The sequence below is a fragment of the Bacillus sp. FSL H8-0534 genome (assembly GCF_038005885.1).
Classification (GTDB): domain Bacteria; phylum Bacillota; class Bacilli; order Bacillales; family Bacillaceae_G; genus Bacillus_A; species Bacillus_A pseudomycoides.
Genome location: NZ_JBBOUC010000003.1, coordinates 64378 through 88801, shown reverse-complemented (window position 1 = coordinate 88801; position 24424 = coordinate 64378). Strand labels below are relative to the sequence as shown.

General features: G+C 34.5%; 19 protein-coding genes and 2 pseudogenes. 8 read left to right on the top strand and 13 right to left on the bottom strand.

The genetic code is table 11. From position 1 onward, the window contains the following. Window positions 1–321: 321 nt before the first annotated feature. The 4 genes from MHH71_RS28810 to MHH71_RS28795 form a co-directional block, all read right to left on the bottom strand. The gene (locus MHH71_RS28810; RefSeq protein WP_006096835.1) at window positions 322–1134 is read right to left on the bottom strand and encodes an alpha/beta fold hydrolase; all 813 of its coding nucleotides are present in this window, start codon (window positions 1132–1134) and stop codon (window positions 322–324) included. 437 nt (window positions 1135–1571) lie between these two features. Then, window positions 1572–2021 carry a GNAT family N-acetyltransferase gene (locus MHH71_RS28805; RefSeq protein WP_006096836.1) on the bottom strand — a complete coding sequence of 150 codons (450 nt, stop codon included), beginning with the start codon at window positions 2019–2021 and terminating at the stop codon, window positions 1572–1574. 423 nt (window positions 2022–2444) lie between these two features. Beyond that, complete coding sequence (locus MHH71_RS28800) at window positions 2445–2774, bottom strand: YolD-like family protein (RefSeq protein ID WP_078212108.1); 330 nt, start codon at window positions 2772–2774, stop codon at window positions 2445–2447. A 12-nt stretch (window positions 2775–2786) separates the two neighbouring features. Beyond that, on the bottom strand, window positions 2787–4058 hold the full coding sequence (locus MHH71_RS28795) for a Y-family DNA polymerase (protein ID WP_097814793.1): 1272 nt from the start codon (window positions 4056–4058) through the stop codon (window positions 2787–2789). Between the two features lie 476 nt (window positions 4059–4534). On the opposite strand from MHH71_RS28795, the gene MHH71_RS28790 reads away from it, so the two are divergent. Then, window positions 4535–4759, top strand: coding sequence for a helix-turn-helix domain-containing protein (locus MHH71_RS28790; protein ID WP_006097506.1), 225 nt, complete (start codon window positions 4535–4537; stop codon window positions 4757–4759). 39 nt (window positions 4760–4798) lie between these two features. Here the strand turns inward: MHH71_RS28790 and MHH71_RS28785 are convergent, their stop codons facing one another. The 4 genes from MHH71_RS28785 to MHH71_RS28770 all read right to left on the bottom strand — a co-directional run bounded on the left by MHH71_RS28785 (window position 4799) and on the right by MHH71_RS28770 (window position 7120). Beyond that, window positions 4799–5416: a replication-relaxation family protein gene (locus tag MHH71_RS28785; protein WP_033799507.1), complete on the bottom strand. Its 618-nt coding sequence runs from the start codon at window positions 5414–5416 to the stop codon at window positions 4799–4801. Then, window positions 5355–6536 (bottom strand): FtsK/SpoIIIE domain-containing protein, encoded by a 1182-nt coding sequence (locus MHH71_RS28780; protein WP_078212139.1) that lies wholly within the window; start codon window positions 6534–6536, stop codon window positions 5355–5357. Before MHH71_RS28780 ends, MHH71_RS28785 begins: the two co-directional genes overlap by 62 nt. 100 nt (window positions 6537–6636) lie before the next feature. After that, window positions 6637–6822 (bottom strand): hypothetical protein, encoded by a 186-nt coding sequence (locus MHH71_RS28775; RefSeq protein ID WP_006096958.1) that lies wholly within the window; start codon window positions 6820–6822, stop codon window positions 6637–6639. Window position 6823: 1 nt separating this feature from the next. Then, window positions 6824–7120, bottom strand: a complete 297-nt coding sequence (locus tag MHH71_RS28770) for a phage protein (protein ID WP_033799341.1) — start codon at window positions 7118–7120, stop codon at window positions 6824–6826. Window positions 7121–7284: 164 nt separating this feature from the next. Between MHH71_RS28770 and MHH71_RS28765 the strand changes: the two genes are divergently transcribed. Together MHH71_RS28765 and MHH71_RS28760 are read left to right on the top strand one after the other, a co-directional pair. Beyond that, window positions 7285–7659 carry a hypothetical protein gene (locus MHH71_RS28765; protein WP_033799340.1) on the top strand — a complete coding sequence of 125 codons (375 nt, stop codon included), beginning with the start codon at window positions 7285–7287 and terminating at the stop codon, window positions 7657–7659. Between the two features lie 117 nt (window positions 7660–7776). Then, window positions 7777–7938, top strand: coding sequence for a hypothetical protein (locus MHH71_RS28760; RefSeq protein WP_167535686.1), 162 nt, complete (start codon window positions 7777–7779; stop codon window positions 7936–7938). 241 nt (window positions 7939–8179) lie between these two features. Here the strand turns inward: MHH71_RS28760 and MHH71_RS28755 are convergent, their stop codons facing one another. Continuing rightward, entirely contained in the window at window positions 8180–11059 is a 2880-nt protein-coding gene (locus MHH71_RS28755; RefSeq protein WP_006096954.1) for a hypothetical protein, read from the bottom strand. Between the two features lie 632 nt (window positions 11060–11691). Between MHH71_RS28755 and MHH71_RS28750 the strand changes: the two genes are divergently transcribed. Next, window positions 11692–13440, top strand: coding sequence for a phospholipase D family protein (locus MHH71_RS28750; protein WP_006096953.1), 1749 nt, complete (start codon window positions 11692–11694; stop codon window positions 13438–13440). Window positions 13441–14398: 958 nt separating this feature from the next. Here the strand turns inward: MHH71_RS28750 and MHH71_RS28745 are convergent. Then, window positions 14399–16099: a hypothetical protein gene (locus tag MHH71_RS28745; RefSeq protein ID WP_340725680.1), complete on the bottom strand. Its 1701-nt coding sequence runs from the start codon at window positions 16097–16099 to the stop codon at window positions 14399–14401. Between the two features lie 1196 nt (window positions 16100–17295). Between MHH71_RS28745 and MHH71_RS28740 the strand changes: the two genes are divergently transcribed. Beyond that, entirely contained in the window at window positions 17296–19020 is a 1725-nt protein-coding gene (locus MHH71_RS28740) for a helix-turn-helix domain-containing protein (RefSeq protein WP_006097662.1), read from the top strand. 829 nt (window positions 19021–19849) lie between these two features. Then, entirely contained in the window at window positions 19850–20407 is a 558-nt protein-coding gene (locus tag MHH71_RS28735) for an AAA family ATPase (RefSeq protein ID WP_006097660.1), read from the top strand. 357 nt (window positions 20408–20764) lie between these two features. Here MHH71_RS28735 and MHH71_RS28730 read toward each other — a convergent pair whose 3' ends face one another. Together MHH71_RS28730 and MHH71_RS28725 are read right to left on the bottom strand one after the other, a co-directional pair. Next, a complete protein-coding gene (locus MHH71_RS28730; RefSeq protein ID WP_006097659.1) occupies window positions 20765–21256 on the bottom strand; it encodes a DinB family protein in 492 nt (163 codons plus the stop codon). Window positions 21257–21372: 116 nt separating this feature from the next. Then, a pseudogene (locus MHH71_RS28725) lies at window positions 21373–21984 on the bottom strand (IS1595 family transposase); the annotation flags it as partial. A gap of 198 nt (window positions 21985–22182) precedes the next feature. On the opposite strand from MHH71_RS28725, the gene MHH71_RS28720 reads away from it, so the two are divergent. After that, window positions 22183–22653 carry a DinB family protein gene (locus MHH71_RS28720; protein WP_006097656.1) on the top strand — a complete coding sequence of 157 codons (471 nt, stop codon included), beginning with the start codon at window positions 22183–22185 and terminating at the stop codon, window positions 22651–22653. A 598-nt stretch (window positions 22654–23251) separates the two neighbouring features. On the opposite strand, the pseudogene MHH71_RS28715 reads toward MHH71_RS28720, so the two are convergent. Then, window positions 23252–23494: pseudogene (locus tag MHH71_RS28715) on the bottom strand (hypothetical protein). A 563-nt stretch (window positions 23495–24057) separates the two neighbouring features. On the opposite strand from MHH71_RS28715, the gene MHH71_RS28710 reads away from it, so the two are divergent. Then, window positions 24058–24423: a hypothetical protein gene (locus tag MHH71_RS28710; RefSeq protein ID WP_006097653.1), complete on the top strand. Its 366-nt coding sequence runs from the start codon at window positions 24058–24060 to the stop codon at window positions 24421–24423. Window position 24424: the final 1 nt, after the last annotated feature.

Here is a 24424-nt window from a genome sequence, read left to right as displayed (position 1 = left end):
GTTTTAAAAGGTAAAAAACAGCTATTTCCAAGAGGAATTTTTTATTTTCCTTTTTTTAAGCACTACACTACATTAAAAAATAGTTGTAGACTGAAAAGGTGTTTTCTGTACAGAATTCAATAACATATGGAAGAATAAGGAAAAAGTCTCGGTGACCAAACCGAGACTTTTTTGACCATGTGATAGAACGTGAATTAGAACCATCAAATTCCCTATTCTTTAGGATATAGTTATTTCATATCTAGTATGCTTAACGATGTATATGTAAATAATTGCTCCACAAAACATATATAAGTTTATTTGTTAGATAAAATCTAACTATTATCCATACGAAACTTCCTCATACTCATGTAGAGAAGAGTCTCTAAGAAAATCGAGGACCATCTCATTGAAAATATCTTTTCTCATTACATTAAGTGGATCGAATGCATCTTGGAATAAAGCAAGTGTGCTATTTGGGATATGCTGGTGAATTGTTTTAGCTGCTTTTCCTTCATCAACACCTGTTACAACTTTTCCTGCTCCAGATAGAATTAGAGTAGGGGATTGAATGAGATGTAATAAAGAAGTATGAACAGGAAATTTTGCTTTTTTCATCATTAATAACATTTTTTTGTCTATTGAAAATGAATCGCGTAGTATTTGTTGCGTGTACGGTTCGTGTTTGTAAAATTTCATCATTAAATCAATAATTGTTGAATAGGGCAGCAAACTAAAGATGAAATTGGAAAATTGAAGTACCCATTTAGAAGTTTTAGTTGGGAATTCACTATAGCTATTAGAAATGACCAATTTTTTTACATAGGAAGGATGATGAATGGCTACTAATGTCGCAAGAATTGCTCCTTGTGAAACGCCGATTACATGAAGAGATGTGTGACATAGTGTATCTAAAAATGAAATGATATCAGATACGATTAAGTCGTAATCATATACATTACCAGGAAAGGTTTTTATCGATTCTCCATGACCACGATAATCGAGAAGAATCATCTGATATTCTTTAGAAAATGATTCGATTTGTGGTTTCCACATCTTCCAAGATGCCCCGCTTCCGTGTAAAAAAAGGATTGGTTCCCCTTGTCCAAAAGACTCGTAGTGAAATTCACCGTTTTTTGTTTTAATAATTGGCATGAATAAGCCCCCCTTTTTTCAGTTAACAAAAGTAAGATTACTTTTAAAGTACAATATATGGAATATATAATCAATATAATTTTGAAATATTTATCTCATCTCATTTCAAAATTTCAAAGTGTGTCCGCTTTAATCGTGAGATGCGTTTTCATACGTTTGATAGAATAAACCCTACTATCTAGTCTAATACTTTATTTTAATAAAATTTCTTTTCTCTAAATAAAAACTATTCATTAGTCTAAATTCTTATTTAATTAATACAGGAAAATAAAAATAAAGGGATCCTATTAAACCAGCGATACTCAGTCTAGAACATTTTTTTAATCAAACACACACAAAAAAGCTTGGGATTTCCAAGCTTTTTTGTCTTTAATGAGTTGTTCTAATTTAATTAAAAAATCCTGTTAAAGCAATAAGGATTTGATTTCAACTGGCTCTCATTTAATTGTGTACTTAAATAAGAGTTCTCCATTATTTAGGTCTCTTTCATTCATGAATTCGAACCCTATACTTTCGTATAAGCTATAAGCTGTTCTGTTTTCCTCAGTGATACTTAAATATATAACGTTTACCCCATATTCTTTTGAAGCTATATCAATAAGTTTCATCATAGCAATTTTCCCATAGCCTTTGCCTTGATATTTTTCATCTATCATTATTCTATCAATCCAAGTATCTTTATTAGGACCAAAAGAACCGTACATAGCAAATCCAATAATTTCTTCATCATAATATATAGCTACTGGATGCCATTCACGATGGGTATTAGCTTCATTTAAACATTCATCTACGGTTTCAATAAATTTTTCTTGTCCAGACTTTAATTTTATATTTCTAACTTTGAATTCATTAGTATCATCTATATTTTTAAAATGCACATTACTCATGTATTAACTATACCTCCACCACTTAAATCTTATTTAATTATCTGCCCGTTTGTTGAAGAATTAAATTTTCTAAATCTTTGACTATATTTTACCATAAAATGATACAAACCCTTGTGTTTTCTCATAACAGACTAAAATTGACATACCAAGAAACAAATGAAATAGCACCCTAATTCGCACGATGACAATATCTATTGTCAAGATGCTATTTCGGGTGCTATTTTAAGTCTAACAGAGGAAAAATAAGATTAGCCTGTAAGTGTTTTAAAAAGTAAAAAACAGCTGTTTTCGGCACAAAAATAGTGCTATTTCCAAGAGGACTTTTTTTATTTTCCTCTTGGAAAACACTACACTACATTAATATAACTTAATCATAATAGCATGAAGTGTTCACATAGTGGATGCTTTTTATTTTGTAGACGATTATGTATATTTTATATCTGTTACATGATTAACTTTTATATAAAATACATTATCATGTTGATTCCTAATTCTTAATTCATTACAAATCATGTCGTAGTAATGAATATAACCCACTTCGGAATATACTTTGTTCTTTTTTTGGTATGAAATACTTACTTGCTTATTTTCAGCCATTGCACAACACACTATTTCATTTATAAGTTCTAATTTTTGCTCATCTAAAATGGGCATCGGTACTTCATTTTGTTTTTCATACAATTCATTTAATCCTTCAAACTGTTCTTTTATTGCTGAGAATGGCATCCATCGCATCATACCTCTATCCATGATGTGTATTCCCCCTTAGGCTTTATGCCCACCAATTTTATTGTTTCTCTCACGTTGCGTAGCTCCTTGAATGTAACTGATGCCTCTCATAATCGAGTTTTTACCATACCTATTCCGGATACTATCCATTGTTTTTGCTAATTTCCTTTGAGTATCTTTTCTTGAAGTATCTTCAAACAAAGACATTTGAATTGCATCATCCCTGGTCAAATTCTTTAAAGTTATATGTATTTGTCGTACTGGATGACCAGAATGAAACTTTTTTAATATCTGTAAACACGCTTCATAAACCTCTTCAGTTAAACAGGTTGGTTGTTCCAAAGTAATTGCTCGCTTAAACCCTCCACCGATGTACTTACTGTAACCTATAGCAAGTTCAACCGTCCTACAACATTTATCCATAGATCGTAGGCGAAAACAAGTCTCCTCAATTTGTTCTAGAAGTAGCAATTTTAATTTATTAAGACTAAAGCAATCTTCTAATAAGATTTGTCCTTTCGTTATAGAAGTACTTTTAGGAACGTATTTATTAGCAATACGGCTTTCATCTATACCAAATGAAAAACGATGTAACTCTTCACCTTTTACCTTTCCAAATCGCTTTATTAAACGCTCTTTGGGTGTATTTGCAACATCCTTCAAGGAAAACAGTCCCATGCTATGCAATAATTCCTGTGTAGCTACTCCAATTCCGCAAATTTTTTGGAGCGGTTTGATTTCCCATAATTTTTTGGGGACATCATCATATGACCACATAGCAATCCTTGATTTTGAATGTTTACTTTCCACATCTAGAGCAACTTTCGAGAGAAATAAGTTAGGTGCTATCCCAATTGATGCGGTTATGCCTGTTTTGTCATAAATTTCTTTTTGTACCCTCTTAGCAATTACAATTGGATCACGCCCAAATAAATGCGCTGTCTGTTGGAAATCAAGGAATACTTCATCTATTGAAAAAACGTGTAGGTCTTCCCATGCTACATACTTTGTATATATCTCTGTGATTTGATTTGAAATTTCAACAAATTTTTGCATTGTCGCATTAACTACAATGATTTCTGGATCTTTTGGCAGTTTGTGCAACCTAGTTGCTGTAGAAATGCCCAATTTTTTCAGTTCGGGAGTGGCAGCCAGCACAATAGACCCTTTTCTATTTACATCCCCAACGACAGCTAATTTTACTTTTAATGGATCTAATCCCCTCATGACACATGCACAACTGGCGAAAAATGAACAAAGGTCTACACACAAAATAATTCGGTTAGGTAATAAAGAATAATCATACAAGGTAACCCTTCCAAATCAGAACGTTTGTTCTTATTATAAACCTTGTTTTTCGGTTTATACAATCATTTTGTAAATAATTTTTAATATCAATGTGATACGTGAAATTATATGTAATTCTTCAAAATTCGACCACGAAACACTTTTATATCTCTTAACTTAAGAAACTCGCTTTTATGTCTTTATAAATTAAGAAAAGCTCAAACCCATATGTACCAATGGATTTAAGCTTTTTATTTTATAGGAATACTCGTTGCAACAAGATGCAATTATATTTCAGCGTATTCGCATCTTGTAGCTATTATTATGTATGCTATATTCCACAAAATAATTACAAAAAATCTGTTATTCTCCTTATCTATTTATATTCTATGCACCACAAGAAAGACATATGCACCATTGAAGGTGAGTGTGTATAAATTAAATTGAAAGTGTCCAAAATAAAAGTTAAATAGGGTAAAAGAAAGGAAGGCACTTTCATGAAAGGAAATAAAAGAAATCGTACAAAATTAGGGAAGTGGTTAGACCGTAACGGAATAGAACAACAGGAATTAGAACAAGAAACTGGTGTTAGTCGTAATACAATTTCAAGATTATGTAATAATAAATCTCACACACCAAGTTTACCAGTTATTCAAAAAATCCTTCGAGCAATTAAAAAGGTGGACAGAAGTGCCAAAATAACTGACTTTTGGGACATGTAAAAAGCACAAGGAGGATGATTCACCCTGTGCTTTTTACTTTCACAATACTTCTTTTAATAAAAATGTCCGTACATACACATCATGTTTTATCCCGTAACTCTCTAACTTCTTTTCACGATAATCAGAAATTGTAAAAAATAAAATGTTGGGTATTATATCTCTTTGTTTTTTATATATCTTTGCAATCAAACCATAATATTGTACCTTTTCTTCATTTACTCTCATATGTTGCAACCTATCAATCTCAACAAAATGAGGTACTTGATCTATTACATAATAAGCATCTGGTACGATTGTCTTTTCTTCACCTTGATATCTAAATTGTATAACTTGCTCTGTTTTCCAATCTGGAAAATCAAGCCACATCCACGCTTCATTTCTTAACAGAATATGTTCAAGTTGATGTTTCTTTTTTCGTTCATTGGGATCCAATCCTAGCAAGGCTAAACCTTTTTTGTTGAGATAATATACATACTCCCGATTATGCGAAGTGACATGACAATATTGGCGCAGATCCTTCAGAACACGATTTGCATTTCGAATACTACCTAGAGCATGAATCGCTTGCAATTGCCTCCTAGAGGCAAATTCCAGCTTATTTAAACTGGATAAAATTTCGATCTGTCTGGCTTTCTGTTTGAGCTTTTGATGTCTCATACTCTTTCACCACCTTATATTGCTTCAGTAAATCCCACATGTCTTTATCCTTTAAATACGGTACCTGGATTTCCTCTGTCCGATCAGTCTTAAATAATGCTCTTCCTGGAAGAGAAGGCAGATCCTCAAGACCTGGTTCATCCAAAGCAACTTGTGAAGCAACCGCTGTTGGTAATCGAAAACCTAGCTTTGCATCAGCATTTTGTTTGATTTGTCTTGGCAATGTATCAGAGGTTGGATATTGGGTACAAAATATAAGCCGGAATCCTAAACCACCTCCGATTCTTGCGATTTCAGATAACATCTCCTGGCACATAAATAATAAATCCCGTTGTTTTTTAGGTAAACCTTGTGTCGGACAAAGATTCGCTCCTTCATCTACTATGATGAAACAACGTTCTCTAATTGGTGTGTCTATAACATTGGTAAAATAGGACTTTTTCATCATCTCAATCTGTTTTACCATCTTTTCACGTACTCTCACCAACATCTCTAACGCCTGTTCCGGGTTTTCAGCTACTTCTACTACTTGGGATAGCTCTTTGTAAGGACTAAATTCTAGCCCTTCCTTCAGATCGATAATAAAAAAATTCACGTGTTGAGATTGTTGTAAAATTAAACTAGTCATCACATTTTTTAAGAATACTGTCTTTCCAAAACGAGTCATTCCACTTACACACATATGCGGTGTTTTCTCGAAATCATGATACACGTGTTTATCTAATGCTTTCCCCATCATAACTTTCCATGTGTGCTCTTTTAACAGCTCCTTAGACCAATTCCATATTTCAGGTATTCGTTGCTTAAATACTCGAATATGAAGCTCTCTTTGATGAAACGATATTTTAACAGGTTTATATAGTCCTTCTTCTAATACTTCAGCTAACTTTTTGATAAGTTGACTAGGTACGCCGAGCGGTAACTTGTAAACATAATTCATACTTATGTCATCTTCTATTTCTTTTATAAAAATAGGGTATTGTAATTCACCTTTATGTTGAACACATATCTTTGCAATTTCAAAAAACGTTGCAATTTTTTTCTTATCACTCATTCCTTTACTTTGATAAAAGTAAGCTACTGTTATAAAGGTTGCTGGTATTAACAAAAGTGATATCATATCCTCCATACCTCCTTTAGGTAGTTGAGCCTGTATGGAAGGTTAGAAAAAACAGATTAAGGCGCACTATTACAATTTTTTTCAACTACCAGATGTAATACTAACGTAGAAACACATCTAGTACATCCATTAGCACGTACCAAACACTCCCAATTAATAAGCATTTTAGCCCCGCACGTAGCAACCAATCTGGAAGGTAAAGACCTTTCTTTTTTAGTAACTTAATTCCCAAAACTGAAGCACCAGTAACGGCATAAACTACCCCTAGCTCTCCAATGATCGTCACTTTAGTCCCATCCCTTCGGTTTAATAGATAAGTTCCCTTTACGATCCCTGTATAGTTGGTAATCATCTAATAACTCATTCCAACTTACAGCATGTTCATCACCATATAGATCTTCTTCAATTTTTTGACTTAAATAATAATATCCTCGGTACTGTGGGTCTAAATAAACTTCATGTCGTTGCATATGCTCTTGTATAGCGCATATGTTTTCTTCACTTTTAGTACTTTTATACATTTGATTCAATGTTCGAGAGGAATAAAGATACGGTGTACTATACAACATTTGATATTGATTCATATGTCTCACCATCCATATAAAATTCTAAGTACACTAATACATATGAGTGCTATCCATATTATTGAATTTGTACAAAAAATATAATATCTACTCACAAAGGACAGTTATGTATATACGAAGAATGTATGTTGCAACAGGGAAAAAGAGGAAAGAGGTGACGTTGCTTGTTAAAGTCAAAAAAATTCATCATTCCGTTATTAATATTTACCTTGTTGGCTATATTCGTTATCGAAAAAAGAAGAGTTATTTTTCAAGAAGAGAACCCCATACCATTAGCCATAGGAATGTCAAAAATGATTTTTCAAGGGAAAGAAATAGTTGAAATAGAACAAAACGAAGATCGATATTCAGATGTTTCTCTTTATTTGGTAAAACGTAGGAAAATGGAGCCCTTCATAAAGATGCTGGAGAAAGATGGTTGGACATTCGTTGAGCAATTAGAATATCAAAATGCTTTAATTTTTGAAAAGGGGAATCAGACTCAAAGTATTTCTTATAGATACTATACAAGATATTACACGATACTCGACTCTTATTAAGATGAGGTGTACAGTCTTCAAACGGAGAAGACTATGCTATAATATGAAAAGATAACTGTGAAGTTAGGGTGGCTATCCCCTTTTTTCCATTTGGAAAAGAAGGGGGGTGAATACGCCATGGATCTTTTTCTTGAGTTTCTAAAAGAAATTATAAAAGGTGTCGTTCGTGAATCGATTGCACATCTTTTTAAGAGAAATATTTTAGAAAACAAGAAAACCACCCTTTCTTCACGCCGTCGCAAGCAGAGAAAGAGTGGTTTTCGTAAATATAAACGATAATCGATAGCCACCACCTGATGGTAGCAGTTATCCAAAGAGGAGCACATGTTGGTAGCATGTTGCTCTCTTTTTTATTGTATGATTTTATTGACTGAAGTATACCTTAGTTTGTATCTATATTATAGCATGTACAATGAGATTTGCAATCTAGACAAATAACAATGGTTCCTTTTAGTATCGTCATGGTTACAAAAAATATTTCCTTTTGTAATAAACTCTGTATTCTTAAAAAGAAGTGATTCTAAATATCAACATCTGTAATGGTATTATCAATGTTTATTTCCATCACTCTAGGTTCTACAGTTTCCGCTTCACTTTCTACACATACTTGTCTGTTGTGGTCACTCTCTACAGGTATTTGTCTCCCTGTAATCGGGTTGTAGGCCACCTCTACAGGAACCACTTGATCAGTAGGCAGGACTTCTATCCATTGGTCGAAAACTTGGAAGTTCTTATCTTTATTGTTAGGATCTCGATTTAAATCGTTTGGGTCTACACGGAAGCCACCTTGCAACGGATAAAAACCATGCTCAAAGACCTTTTCAACTGGAGTTGAAGTAACTTTGTTATCATCATTAACTTCAGTTTCCGGAAATGTCTGGACTTGATTAGATTCCTCATGTTTCTCAGCGACTTGCATACAAAGAAAATCGATTGCGTTTTTTATGGTAACTGTTTCTTCAGGCTCTAATCCTAAATTTGTTTTGATTTGGTTTAGTTCATCGTCTGAAGCAAGATACTCAGCATTCAGACCATCAACTCCCTCAATATTAGTGTTTTGTAGCCAATTCAAAGCAGCTTGCTCCTTCCCAGGACGAATAGGAATAATTGCTTTAACCCAAGGTGCGTTGAGGAAAGCATTTCGTAAATTGTCACCGTCTAATTGTAAAAGCCAACCTAACGAACTACCCATGGGCGCAGGATTGGACTTTTCCGTAATCAAGTAATTATCTAGCCGCACAGGACTTTCAGACCAAGTAACAAGGTTATCGTTAAGCTGTCTCTTAATTTCCTGTATGTTAACTTCCCTTTTATACGTACGGGGCTTCCACCACTCTGGAGCGACAAAGTACAGCATCTTATCAATATCAAAGATAGAATTAATCAACTCCGAAAGAACGTGACGGCTGCTGTTGGTGGCATTAATGTAATGATCATTTGTCATCAAGGAACTTATCAGCTGACGGTAAATAATAATACGTTCTTCTTCACGTAATTCTTCAAATTTACGCTTATGGATATCTCTGGCAAACTCAACACGCTCCTTAACAGCCTTGTAAAAAGCTTCTTTGGATTTGCGTATATTTTCCTTGTTTGCTGTCTCACCAGCGCGTTTCTTCTCTTTGTTGGCATCACCAATTTCTCTTCTTTTGGCCTCGGTGACTGTATATGTCAATGTAAAACCAACCACGAAGTCTACGCGGTTAAACTTAAGACCACCAGGTTCTGTGATCACACCTACTTCAATCCGTTTATTATCCGTAAACCGAGCACCGAAACGCCAAGCACCTTCGAAGTCTTTACCTGAAGCAGTAATCTGTGCAGCTGGAATAATTCTGTCATCAACGACAACTTCAAATCCTTCTGGCGCCGGTGGTGGATCAATCGTTGTAAGTGTTACGAAGCCGTACATTCTCGTATCATCACCGAAATTCCAGGTCGCATTTGTTTTACAAGGGATCACTTGGTCGGGAGGAATGGGGATTTCCGTTTGATCAGGCACTTGGACGAGATCGGTCGGTTGTGCATAATGAACTAAGTCCGCGAGTCCAAGGTCTTCACCCGGGTTATCAACAAATGTTTCCCAACATAGATAAGTACCGACATCCTGTACTTGTACACCAACCTGTCTCATTTTTCTGCGCAATTCATAGTTAATTAGTTTTTCTGTGTTGTTAGCTAAAATATGACGTTTACTTGACGTGTCTGTGACCTCAGTTACAGTTTTAAAAGTCGTTTTATAATTTTCACGTATTTCGCTTGATAACTTTTCACTCTGTGTTCTCATTCTTTTGTGAGTTGTTTCCCTGGACAACTGTTGTGTCTTGTCCATGTTCAGACTTGCTGTTGCGGAAGCGTCCCCAGTACCCCATGATTGATTCACGGTGGTTGTAAAACCTAACTTAAGATCTTCTTTGTTTTCTTCCTTCACCGCTTCACTTATGTCATCCTGGTCCGTTTTGGCGGTCTCTATTTTTTTCGTTTTTTCAATAAGTGTTTCGATTGTTCTCTCGGTGGTAGTCTTTCGAGTACTAACCTCAATTAATTCTACTGTTGACCCAGGGCTTAGCCACACGTGACTTGTTGGAGTCCCAAGAAATGTATCTAACTCAAAGAAATACTGTCGGAATAAATGAACCATGCCAAGCGGCGACAAGGTCGCGTCTTTCACATCTTTTCTTGGATCGAATGTCAAGTAAGGATCCGTAAAACCAATGTCCTTCCTGTTTAGTGCTTGGAGGAAAGAGTGTCTTGAATCTACGGCCATCTTATCAAAGAAGATATTGTTTAGCTCATTAACGCGACCATTTGCAACTAGCTCTTTGATGACACCCGCGATTTTTGCTTCATTGGTGATACCACTCCTTACTTCCTCTTTACAGTGCTGTAATTTTTCAAATGGCAGTAAAAAGTCCTCTGTATCCGTGTTTTCTTCAATCGGAACAATCTCATTTTGCTCGCAACAGCCAATTGAAATTTCATTGTAATGCTCAAGAACTTTTGTTCTAAGAATTTCCGATAGAAGGTCGTTGTTGACAAGGCGTTGCCAGTCATCTTCCGTAACTGGTATTTTCCCAAAATCTTGAAGTATTTGACTGATTTGCTGAAGTACGATGGAATCCTGAGGAATTAACTTGGGACCAGCAAACCCAGCCGGCCCTAAGTTAGGAGCTGAAATTGTACAGTCATCATTAAAATCAATAGTTATATCATCTTCAAGGTATGGACCTAATCGAGAAAATAAACTTTTATAATCATTGTCGGTATTTTTTTTGATTCGATCGTGCTTCCTTTTAGAGTTCCAGCCAATTAAGGAATGATAAACACCGAATAGCTCACTAGCGTAAGGTAGAACCGATTTATAGGCGAATAAATCAGTTATTCGCTTAATGTTTGACATGTTATGTACCCCTTTCGTCTTAGATAAAGATTATTTATTATGTGATGGCTGTAAATAACTTAGCCGTCTTCAGACTTAAATATCCCCAAATTTCATGGGAGATATGTATTTTTAAACCTATTAAGAGGTTTAATGTAATAGGCTTTTGTGAATCTAAAATAAAGTTTAATTGTTTGTAAAAAAAGGTTGATCAAAATATGATTCATGTTTTGATAAAAGCATTGATAAATCAAGATTTACAGAACATTTTTGATTAATCTTTTTACAAAGCTTCATGTTAGTATCCCATGTCAACACTAATTCCATTATGGTTGCTCAGATAAGCACACAAGGTTAAGATTTGCAAGGGAAGGGCACCTGAAGCATTAGCTAAAGAAGACTTGCAAACTTTCTTTAAATTATAAACAGGTCAAGTTTAACTTCCATTAGTTCAAAAGTATAAAGCTTCCTTACAATTCACAAATTATGAGTACACTACAGAAAAAGCATTGAATTTATTTTCCCAAGACAAGTAAACACTCAAACACATATCGGAGGGATGAAAGTTGAGAATTAATTTTGCAAAATTTAAAGGTATGCTATCCTATGCAAGCGAAATTCACGACATACAATTGGCTATGGAGGCGGCTTAGATGGGGAATAATGATATTGTCAAACCAGTGAAACCTACCCCTGGCACCGTAGCGCCGCCAAAACAGCTAGAACCGCCAACAGTCCTACCACCAAGTAAGATTACACAGCCAGGACAACCATTTACAAATAGCTGTAGCACTGACGCCACCGAGATCGCTAAACTTCCGCATCAAGGAATCGATATTGGGTGGCCCAACGAAGGAATGAAGCGAAAGAAGCTAATCGACAATGCATTGAAATGGTTTGACGGCGCACCCGAGCCTTCGTCAGGTAATATTGTCGTACCCTACATCTATGGCCGTTGTGCATTCGATGACATCGCTGAAGCTCTTGCCACAGCAACATCATCCGACCATCGTATCTATCTGATTGGTTGGCATGTCGAACCGTGGACGCGTATGAAAAATCCACTCAGTGGCACTCCTCCCGTGAACACACTTCTTCAAGATTATTTGAAGAACACGAAAGCACAAGTCCGTGGTTTGTTTTGGAACACGCCGTTCAAAGGTAAACCTGGTGACAACAAGGCGATTGCAGACTTTATTAATAGTCTACCAAACGGCGTCGCTCTTGAAGACGACCGCTTAGTTCCAGGCGATCTACCCAATCGAGGTCCGAACGCTCACCATCAGAAACTCGTCGTCATCAGCGGAAACTCTGGTCTTGTGGCTTTCCTCGGTGGAATGGACTTGAACAATACACGTGTTGACGTGGGCGGGATGTCGCCCTTGCATGACGTACATATCCGCTTGAACGGCCCATCCGTAGCCGAAGCCCTCAGCGTCTTTCGCGATCGTTGGATGGATCATCCATCAACGCCCGCGCTGGATAATATTAAATTCCAAATGACTCCGAATGCTGTGAGGAAAGATTTTTCACGTGTCGCCGCATTACAATCGAGAGACATGGACACGTGCACAGTGCTAGGAGGAAAAGTCAAACCGAGAAGGATGCTAGTTTCAGTCGGGCGAACCTTTCCAAATCTCACGAAATTCAAACCTGGAGACTCATATAAGTTTAAAAATCCCGACCAGTCTGCTTGGCAACTTGTCAAAAACGGCATCACCAATGCACGAGAGTACATCTATATCGAAGATCAGTACCTTGTAAGTCGCCGTGTGAAGGACGCTCTTGTCGCAAAATTGAAGGAGCCAAGCTTCAAATTTCTCCTCATCCTGATGAGTAACTCACAACATTTTGAGAGCAGCGACAATATTGATAAGAACGAATTTCCCTATCTAATTGGCGTGCGCAACGAGTTTCGTACCGACTTAAAGAAAATCGACCCACAGCGTAAAAAATGGCGCATGTTTAGCCTAAAAGAAACAAAGGATCCGGGCCGTAGACCCTGGTGCGGCGACTTTGTACACTCGAAGCTCTGGATAATCGACGACGAGTATGTAGCTGTTGGGTCAGCAAATTGCGATGATCGTGGATACACTTACGACACTGAGATTATGGCAGGCATTACGGAAGAACCATTAGAACGTGCGGCAGGAGGAAGATTCGCTCGCGATCTTCGAATCGCACTCTGGCGTAAACATCTAGGCCTTCCTCATGCCCAGTTCTTTGATATAGCCACCGGGTTGAAGCATTGGCTGAACCCTCCCCCATCTGCTATGATTTATGATTCCTCTGACCTTGAGGAGAGCCCGCTCTTAGACAATACAAAAGGACTAACACGAGAGGACTCAAATGCAAACTTTGCCTGGACCCATTTGCTAGATCCTGACGCGGACAAACTCTGATTTCTGATAGCCTTTATAAAGGTGTACCACTTGAGATGAGGGCGCAATATACTAAAAAAACATTAGAAAAAGAGAAAACCACTCTATTTTCACGCTATCGCAAGCAGAGGAAGAGTGGTTTTCATAAATATAAATGATAAGTTGATTCCCTTTCACTTCAGAAAAATTTAAACTTTTTGTATTTATATTTGTACTTCCATTTAACTCAATTAAAAATATCTTATATAAATATATATCTTATATATATTTAAGATATAAAGATAAAACTTATATAGGGCTAGTAAATATGATTTTATCCTTACTGTAACAAGGGATTTGAGCATACCATAGCACAAAAAATCATAAATAGAAGAATCTAACAACACAAAATTAGCTATTAGTACGGTATAAAACCTACAAATAATCATAAATAGTATCATATATTTCTACATAAAAAATGAAACAAATTGATGCATTGTTAAATATATTTATTCAAGTAATAAATTTTCAATTTATCCACCGTATGTCCACAATTTCTTAATATTTACTCACAAAACATTCACAATCTAGGCTAACTAATCAACATAATTAGAATTTGTCACATTACTCACATAAATATTGATGATTTTTGATAGGTGAAGTACTAAAATCCATTTATTTCAATAATAATTGCATCATATTATTCACATTAGGCTCTAATTATCTACTTACCCACAAAATTTAATATTTTTCTTATTATTTTTTGTAGGTATTTGAATGTATTTTAGATAAAAATAATGTGTTTATTTAAACATAGATGTGGAAAATTAGTTAATTGCAGTACAGTTTTGTATAGGAATGTATAAAAAAAGACTCTATTATGAATAGAATCGAGTAAAGGTGTCTATAAGGAGAAATCAGTGTAGGGTTTTTAAATAATGGAACCAACACGAATAGCCCTCTATTTATATTTTTTTCAAAAATAGAGAGCGGAGTATCGTTAATTTGTTTCTATCACCTCAAGTACTTGTTCAGCTGTCGTTACTTGAATACCAGCGCGTACTAATTGTTCAAATGCACGAATAAACGTAATCAAGTTGAACTCATTCGGCACTTCAATAACGCGAAGTGTTTCTTTAGGTAATCTATCTATCTTTTCAATGAACAATTCGCGAACATCACTCGGAATAAAGCGATCTTTATGTCCTCTTGTTTTTAGAAGTTCACGTATTTCTATTTCTAAAGCTATATAAGCATTTAGATTTGCACCTTGTTCATAGGCGTATTTTCTAAACAATGTTTCTTCTTGATATTTTAAATAGTTACGGTGATACGATTCCTCTGTAACTGGTACAGCGAATTTGGATTTTAGTAACTCATATGTTTTACGGAACAACTTTTTGATGTTTCGAAGAGAGTACATAGAGAAATGCAATCCAAAATCAAATACAGCTTGTTCCTTTTGTTCTTTTGAAACATGTTGTGTAATAAGAGGGTAAATGCCTTCTTTTGCCGCTGTATCAAGAATTTGATATTGTGATGTTTGATTTAATATTTTTTTCAGCGTATACACTAACTTACTTGGATATTCTTCATTACGATCTATCATGTCACGTAAGCTGCGAATGACACTTCGAATTTGTCGATGACAAGTATACTTAAGTACATGAATAAATTTATTCATGTCTTGTGCAAATTCACCGATATTCAGTTCTTGTAGCACAGATTCAATAAAACGAGCTTTCCGTGCATACGTAACCTTTGGTGTGAATGGATCGCGATACTGTACTTCTCCAGCTTCTTTTGTACATAAGAAATCTGTATGTAAGGATAGATATAACGTTGTATATCTTTTTGTATTTTTAACCCCTTTTTGTAATTTGCAAATTTTGAATAGGGGAGTCCCTGTACATGGCAATGCAGTTGTTAATTCTGTCATAACCGCACGGATTTGATGTGGGTATTTCTTATGTAAAAAGCGGTACATTCCGCCAAAATGAGTTGTATTTCCTCTTTCATCCTGTTTATCTAAGGAACGTTTAAGCGTCGTTTCGCTGTACTGTTGCATAGCAATGTCCAAGAATAGTTTCTTAGCCGCAACTGAAAGCTCAAAGAAAGCTTTGGTAAATACGACTGGGCTAATATACACATAGGAATTTACCTTTTCAGTTTCTTCATTCATAAAATGAGTTAACTTAATGGTATAGCGACCATCTAATTCATTTTCTATTGTAATAATGTTATGTAAACTTAATTTCTTTAATGCAATATAGAATTGAGAATGTTGTATATAAGCAAATTCCTCTTTATATTGCTTGTAATCTTCCCACATCATATGTACTGTTACATTTGGAATGATCCCATTCGTGTAACATTTCTTGTGTAGATATAAGAAGACTTCTAAATCTGCATTTGTAATGCCATATAATTTATGTTTTCGTCCCATTGTTTCTGAAATAGCAGATAGTGTACGACGTGAAAAAGATGGTTTCGCCTGAGCCACAAATCCGTCTACATCAGCAATGCGTTCTTCATATGTCATATGATCCAGAATATCCTCAAGGTATGTATCTTTATAGCTGTAGTATTTTTCTTCAAAAGCTTCAACAAGTTTCTGCCAAGATTTCAATGTTACTAAAACTGCATTTGTATCTTGTCCATTTAGACTACGTTGATTACGAATAATAAATGATTGTCCCATCTTTTTCACCTCCTACATATAAATCCAGAAATATATGCCAAAACACTATAAAATATACCAATTATGATTATATCAAATCGAAATTTAATGAAATATGCCCCTTTAAGAGAAAAAATGAAAAGATGAAATGCACGTTAATCCCTTGTGTATCAAGGGATTTGAAGATTTATCGATTTTTTTTTATGGACATCATACCGCTACAGATTTTCATCTTTCTAGAAAATCAATAAATTATTAGAAAGAACCTCATAAACATTGATATAACAATGTTTATGAGGTTCTTTTATAAATACGAAAGGGACATCATATAGCTGTAAGTTTTCATGTTTTCAGATATAAAATTATTTATAGAATAGCCTTTAAACGTTGGTATTAAAGCGTTTGAACTCAAAATTTCAAATTTTATAAGGGACATCATATAGCTAAATCCTTTTCATCTTTTTATAAAAAAAGGGACATCATACCGCTACAGGTTTTCATGTTATATAAATAGCCAAAAATACGAACAAAAGGCAGTGAATGTATGATGTCAAAGGGTTTATAGAACATTCACGTCATTCAAAAGGGACATCATATAGCTATGAGTTTTCATGTTTTTAGATATGAAATTATTCATAGAATAGTCTTTAAGCGTTGATATTAAAGGATTCAATCTCGAAATTTTAAATAGTAAAAGGGACATCATATAACTAAGACCTTTTCATCTTTGTATGAATGAAGGACATCATACCGCTACAGATTTTCATATTATATAAATAGTTGAAAATGCGAACAAAAGGTAGTGAATGTATAATATCAAAGGAGTTATAGAACATTTTCATTATTCAAAAGGGACATCATATAGCTCGAAATTTTCATGTTCCATATTGGAATTACAAAAGAACCTCTTTTTTAACATTTTTGTGCAGTTAAATGGGCAATGATAGAGCTACAGATTTTCACGTTTATGAAAAAAGTTAGGATATTACATTAGCCTTGGAATTAAGTTGTATTAGGATTTTACAAATTAAATTGGTCTTGTATAATCATTTACAGGGATAGGTATGAATACTAAGACCCTGTAAAGGTGTAACGTAGAAAATTTAAAATAGAATATTCTAATTACCTTTCTTGTTATTTAGAAAGGGACATCATATAGCTAAGTATTTTCACGTTTAGATAACATTTATTAAATTTATGTAAGGAGCAAAATATATATGGAAGACGTTCTACAATTGTTTAGAGATGCATTATCAATAACAGAACCACTTTATAAACAGAACGAGCAATTGTGGCATAAATGGAATTCTTACTATGTAGACGTTGAAGCAGATAATAGTAAAATTGTAACTTCAGAATACCTTTCTCCATCATTCTCAATGCTTGTACAGTGGGTGAAGCAGCAACAAGGAAAGGGCATTTCAGCTTTAGATATATTCAAAAACATAGATGCTTACAAAGTAAAAATTCATGAGACAATAGATGTCTTTATAGCCCAAGAGTTTCGTAATGAAGAAACAGTTAATACAATAACACATACACCAGTGATTGAACCTACTGCGAATATAGCGCATGAAAATTATTTAGAAGTAAATAATTCCGCCGTTTATTATAAGTTAAGAGATGGGATAGCAAAGAATCAATTTGAAGAAGATGAAAATACAAAATTAAAATCATATCCCATTGAAGCGAAAGATAGTAATGGAGTAGCACAGCTTTCATCTCATAAAGACGAAGATTTAAGGTTAACAAATATTGAAGAGGCCGCAAGATGGAACACATTAGTAGATGGTGTAATGAGTAATATGGATGATTTAACAGCGGACGTATTAGATACCATCACAATTCAATGGCTAAATGAAGCAAATTCACCTGATGAATTTATTGATTTTTCATATGAACAAGTTTTAGAAATGTGCAGTATTTCAAAAGCAAAAGCAAATGGTGTTGAATATTATAGAGTGGAAGATAAGATTAAGGTAGCTAAACGTATAGCAGCTCTAGCAAGTATTTTTATATACTTAAACGATGAGAATGAAGTAGTTGTACTAAATGATCGCGCTGAAACAGGTAAACATTATGAGGTGAAGCGTGAAGTCATTAAACGGTTATTTGTATTAGATTCTGTAGTGCTTTGGAGGGATAAAAATACAAATGAATACATGGGTATAGAATCGTGCCGAATTAAACCGGGCAGTTTCTTATCCAGTTATCTATATGGATCTAATAGCACTACAGCACTATTATCAAAAAAGGCCCTTGAATATAATAGCTATAGACACAAATATCATAAAAGATTAATTCGTTATTTGACATGGCAGTGGAGAATTCGTCAAATGTTTTCTAACTTAAAAAGGCCATATTCTATAGGGGGAGATAAAGGGTTATTAGCAGTAATGGGCATTAACCAAAAGCAAAAGCCTAACCGTATTCGTGATCAATTAGAAAATGTTTTAAGTGATTTAGAAAAAGAAGGTGTAATTTCTCATTGGGGATATGATAAGGAGTTAGATGAGGATCAATTGACGAAGAAGAATTGGTTTAAAAAATATTATTCACAGTTAGGAATAGTAATACTACCACCTAATGAATTAATTCGTTCAATGGAAAACTTAGCAAAGAAGAAGGATACTGATGTAATTCATTCAACGGAAAGCCTAGTAAAGAAGCAGACTATTGATGTAATTCATAGGGATAATCAGCCAGTAAAAACTGAAGAAAGGCCCTTAGATATAAATAGAAATGAACAGTTAATTCGGGATAAAATAGAATTTATGCATCGGAGAAAGAACATAACTATGCGGGAGCTCTCAGCAGAGATAGGCATATCACAGCCCACTCTTTCAAGATTCTATAATAAAAAAACAAAGCGTCTCTCTGGAACTGCGAGAGACAAATTAAATCAATGGTATAAAAGACAAATGATCATCGATAAAATGTAAATTTAAGCTAAAAATTAGTATTGAAAAGAGTCCTAGAAATAGGACTCTTTTTAATGTAGTTATTGAATTTTCCGGTTTTAAAACGAAATATAGAAATATCCCTTTTTAGAAATAGGGATATTTCTATATTCTAAGTCTTTGTTAATAATTTGAATTTCTTTTCCTCCTGTAGATTCACTTGTTTTTGCTCATTATTAGGTAAAGAAACAGGAGTATCTTCGCTATTTCTGATAACAAAAGTAGGGATATATAGAAATATCTACTTATAGAAATAGGGATATTTCTATAAGTTGTATAGAAGATTATAGCAGTGATATGTGGTACATGTAATAGAGTTATAGAATTAACGGATAATGCCTAAACCATTGATGTCAAAAGAGATTAATTACAATGAAAATGAAACTAAAGAATATTCCTGATTTTGAATAGATCCAAAGAATGGCGCTACTAGCTCAAAAACAATGGGGTGTTACTACTAATTAGTGGCGTAGTGTTATTGTAGCTAAGTACAAGGAAAATATTAAACAGTTAGCTGTAGAGATAAAACGATTGATGAAGGTGTTAAGTGACAAAAAAGTTGTTTAATTTACAATAAAGTCATTTAATTCTTATTGGACTAACAGGCAGGTTAGTTGAAGAGTGTTAGTTAACTTGTGTTCAACAATTGGGCCATTTAACAGCATAACTTTTTCAGGTAAACAAATTAAAAACGTTAATGTGAAATGTAGTTACTGAACAACCTAAAATTTTTCAGATAGTATGAAGTTTGTGAAAAAGGGTACTTGAAATTATTGGTATAATAATAAAAAATCATTAATGGAGGAAGTCTATGAAATTTGTACTTATATTTGGTCCGCAAGCAGTTGGTAAAATGACAGTAGGGCAAGAGTTAGCTAAAGTAACTGGATTGAAATTATTTCATAACCATATGACCATTGAATTACTTGAGCCCTTATTCAGCTTTAGCCCGGAAATGTGGAGGTTGTCAACTTTATTTAGAAAAGAAATATTCAAGGCAGTGGCTGAGAGTGAACTGGAAGGTTTGATCTTTACATATGTGTGGGCTTTTGATCAACAAGAGGATTGGGACTTCGTAGACCAGACATGTGAAATCTTTGAATCCCAGGGTGCCACTATATATTTTGTGGAATTAGAAGCCGATATGGACGAGAGGCTGGAACGAAATAAAAGTCCGCATCGACTTGAGCATAAACCTACCAAAAGAAACGTTGATTGGTCGGAGAATGAACTAAGGGATTCAATGGAAAAATACAGATTGAACTCCCATAAAGGTGAAATTAAAAATGAGAACTACATAAAAATTAATAATACAAATTTGAGTGCTGCAGAAGTAGCTGAAATAGTGTCAAAAAGGTTTGAATTATAAAATCACGTGAATGATCTTCAATTATCGGGCGCTTTAATGGAGGAAATATCATAGAAATGATCAAACTTTTTTATAAAAATCTCATACTTAGTTAAAAAGAGTAACTCCATTTTGATCAATCTTTTTTTCAAAATGGAGTTTTTGTTGTGGCTGTTAAATAAAGCTTTGTGACTTCATTTTTATCAAACTTTATTCCAAAGCAACACAATCTTTATTCTAAAGCTACAATTAAAGGCTTTGTTAAATAGTATTGTTGTTTTTCAGGTATAAAATATAGGAACGTCCGATTTGGACGTTCCCGTTCTTATTCCATTAAAGCCCCCTATAATGAAATAACTGTAAAGCTAATGAAGCTTTTTAAAAGCTGCGTTTCCCTGCCCAAGCTCCTTGCATTTTACTTAGGAATACAATTTGCCCAATATGATATGCGTCGTGCAATGCTAAACTCTTCAGTTCAATCACTAATGATCTTTCTCCAGGGATCTGTCTATACAAATCTTCTTGTTCTGATTTTGCTAGTATTTTTTCAAGTTCACGATGAACATAAAAGTATTCTTGTTTTGTTTCCTTCCAATTTTGAAACGTCTCAGTTGGTAATCGAAATGTAGATTTATTATCTTCTGCCTGTGGCTCATTCGCTGTTTCACCAAGAAATCGCACCAGAAGTCTCTTTTTATAGAAAAGTAAATGACAAACTAATTCCCAAATGGAATTCATTGCCCCCTCAACTGGTTTCCAAATTGCCTGTTCAAAAGTAATATCCTCTAGCACTTTTTCAAGTGGTGGAAACCAGTCTTCTTCATCTAAGCAGCTTGCCCATTGTTGTAACAATAGTGTCTTTACATCCATTTTCTATTCCCTCCAATTTAATCCCTTTAATAGATAATCCCTTTGGTCAAAATCCATTTGTGGCGTGTTGTAGATAGCTATTAAACTGGTCCTTTAACGGAACAATGAACGTTCTATTATTCGTAAAATTCTAATAACTTTAGTTTATCATAAGTTGTGTTAACTGAGAAAGAACAACTGTCTAAAAACATTTTGGTTATCGTAAAGTTATCTTTTATATGTTTGATGGTGTCTAAGAATTGGAACCAGCTCAAATAATGGTCTAGATATTTAGTCGCTACACTATTAAAACGCTTCATCCAGCTCTTTAAACGGCTGTGATAACTATTTACATTCTGGATGTAATAAATCCCTTTAAATCGCTCCCTTCCATTTGCTTTCAAGCGATGATGCTCAATTCCTTTTTCTTTGGCATAAGTCATAAACACCCGCCAAGCATCCGTACACAGAACATTTTGTATTGATAGTTTGGAACCTAACGCTTCGTCCAAACTCTTTGTTATAATACGCCCTTTTCCTATTGTTTTGGAAAACGTTCTCTTTTGGCGGTCTCTGGCTACAAGAACGCATACTTGGTCCCTACTTATTCCTCTAAACTTTGAATTACCACCGCATAACCTTGGTTTTCGACCTTGGATATTCCGTTTTCTTTTCTCGGAATAGAGGAAATAGGTTTCATCCATTTCTACTATGTCTTCGAAAAGTTCAAAATCCATCTGTTTCAATGCAAAATCAAGTGGTGTAGTTATTTCATTAAAGGGCGCTTTTCTGAAATAAGGAGAGCGTCTTTCTTCATGAAAAGGGCCAGTTTGTGGAATAAGATTAGCAGGGTAGTTAAAAAGCAGGAAGTTTACTTAAAAATGTAGAATCTCGATAGAGTTATAAGGATTTTTTTGAATCTTTAACTATTTAGGGGGGAGATTACTTTGAAACGAATTGACTTGCTTTTAAACGTACTAGATTCAACATTCGATAAAGAGAGTTGGTATGCACCGTTTAAACATGCTATAGAAGGACTTACAGCCGAACAGGCTATCTGGAAACCATCTGAAGAGGCAACTAATACCATTTGGGAAAACGTTAATCATCTCATTTATTATAAAGAGAGACTTGCTGCAAACTTGGAAGGCCGTGAATGGACACATAATCTCGACGGTGATGAAACCTTTTATCTTACCAATCAATCTAATGATGATAAGGAATGGAAGAAAGTCGTTGAACGTTCTGAAAATGCTCAACGTAATTTAAGACAGGCATTGAGTGCAATTTCCGAAAAAGAGCTTGAGCAAAATTCACTTGAGGAGAAATTACAGGACATCATGCTTCATGATGCTTATCATACAGGCCAAATTATTCAATTAAGGAAAATGCAGGGGTCATGGCCATCAAATAGTTGACTGAATCTTCTAGTTATTTCATTAAAGGGCACGATTGTGGAGCAAACACAGATAGAAAATGATTAAACTTTTTTATAAAAAATTATTCACTAGCAACAAACAACCTAAGCATTTTGATCAAACTTTATTACAAACCAACAGTATCTTCGCTATTTTTGATAAAAAAAGTAGGGATATATAGAAATATCCACTTATGGAAATAGGGATATTTTTATATCATAGGAAAAGAGCACGGCGATGATATGTGGTAGATATAATAGAATTAACGAATAATGCCTAAACCATTGATGTCAAAGGCGATTAACTAAAATGAAAATAAAGGATAATCCAGATTTTGAAGAGATAAAAAGAATGGCGCTACTGGCTTAGAAACAATGGAGGGGTTAATACTGATTAGTGGCCCAGTGTTATTGTAGCTAACGAAGTACAAGGAAAATATTAAACAGTTAGCTTTAGAGATAAAACGATTGATGAAGGAATATCATGAGGAAGTTGCAGCGGAGAGAGAAAAGAAAAAGTCGTGGAGGAAGTTCTGGTGACGATATTTTTTTTAACCACAAAAATATAGAAATATCCCTATTTCTATGTAGGGATATTTCTATATCTCTTTTAATAATTTAAATTTACTTTTCTGTTCGGGAGTTAATTGATTTTCTACATAATGATGTATAAGTAAATCTATTATTTCATGAGCATATTTCTGATTAGTGAGCTTCATTAGTGCTCCAAGCTCTTCATGAGATTGGCTAGAGATTTTAATACTGCTCTGTTGGTTTTTAAATTCCTTTTCCTCTTACTCATTTTTAGGTGAAGAAACAGGAGTATCTTCGCTATTTTTGATAAAAAAAAGTAGGGATATATAGAAATAGGGATATTTATATGGTGCGGGAAAAGAACACAGCGATGATATGTGGTAGATGTAATAGAATTAACGGATAATGCCTAAACCATCGATGTCAAAAGAGATTGACTACAATGAAAATGAAACTAAAAGGATACTCCTGATCTTGAAGAGATAAAAAGAATAGCGCTACTAGCACAAAAATAATGGGATGTTACTACTGATTAGTGGCGTAGTGTTATTGTAGCCAAGTACAAGGAAAATATTAAACAGTTAGCTTTAGAGACAAAACGATTGATTAAAGTGTTAAGTGACAAAAAAGCTGTTTAATTTACAATAAAGTCGTTTGAAAAATAATAAAGTTGTTTAATTCTTATTGGACTAACAGCCAGGTTAGTTGAAGAGTGTTAGTTAACTTGTGTTCAACAATTGGGGCGGATTTTTGAGAATCCCTCTCAAAGAGAGTTAGTTATGGTAAAATATTGCGAGTGAAATCAGGTTCTTAACGATTTTATCAAGTATCAGGCAAAATAATTCAGAAACGAAGAAGGGACAGTACTAACATGGAAAACGTATCAAATGTAGATAAATTGGTAGCAATAAAATCTTTACAATCGACAATCAGTAAACTCGAAAATGCCTTGTCACAGATGACTCAGAAAGGCACAAATACTACCTTAGTAAAGAAACGACTCAAAGCTGTTTGCATCGGCTTAGCAATGCTAGAAAACGTTTGGAATCAAAGGCCCCATCATTACACCCAGGAAGAATTAGCAGAAGCTCGCAATGTTCTTACTGGTTTGCTTCCATCAATTGATAACATTTATGATAAGTCAAAGGCTGGTAGTCCCCAAAGAACGCTTTTAGAAAGGAGAATAAAAGCGTTGAAACTAGCTATCCAAGTGATTGACAATTTTCCTAATAAATAAC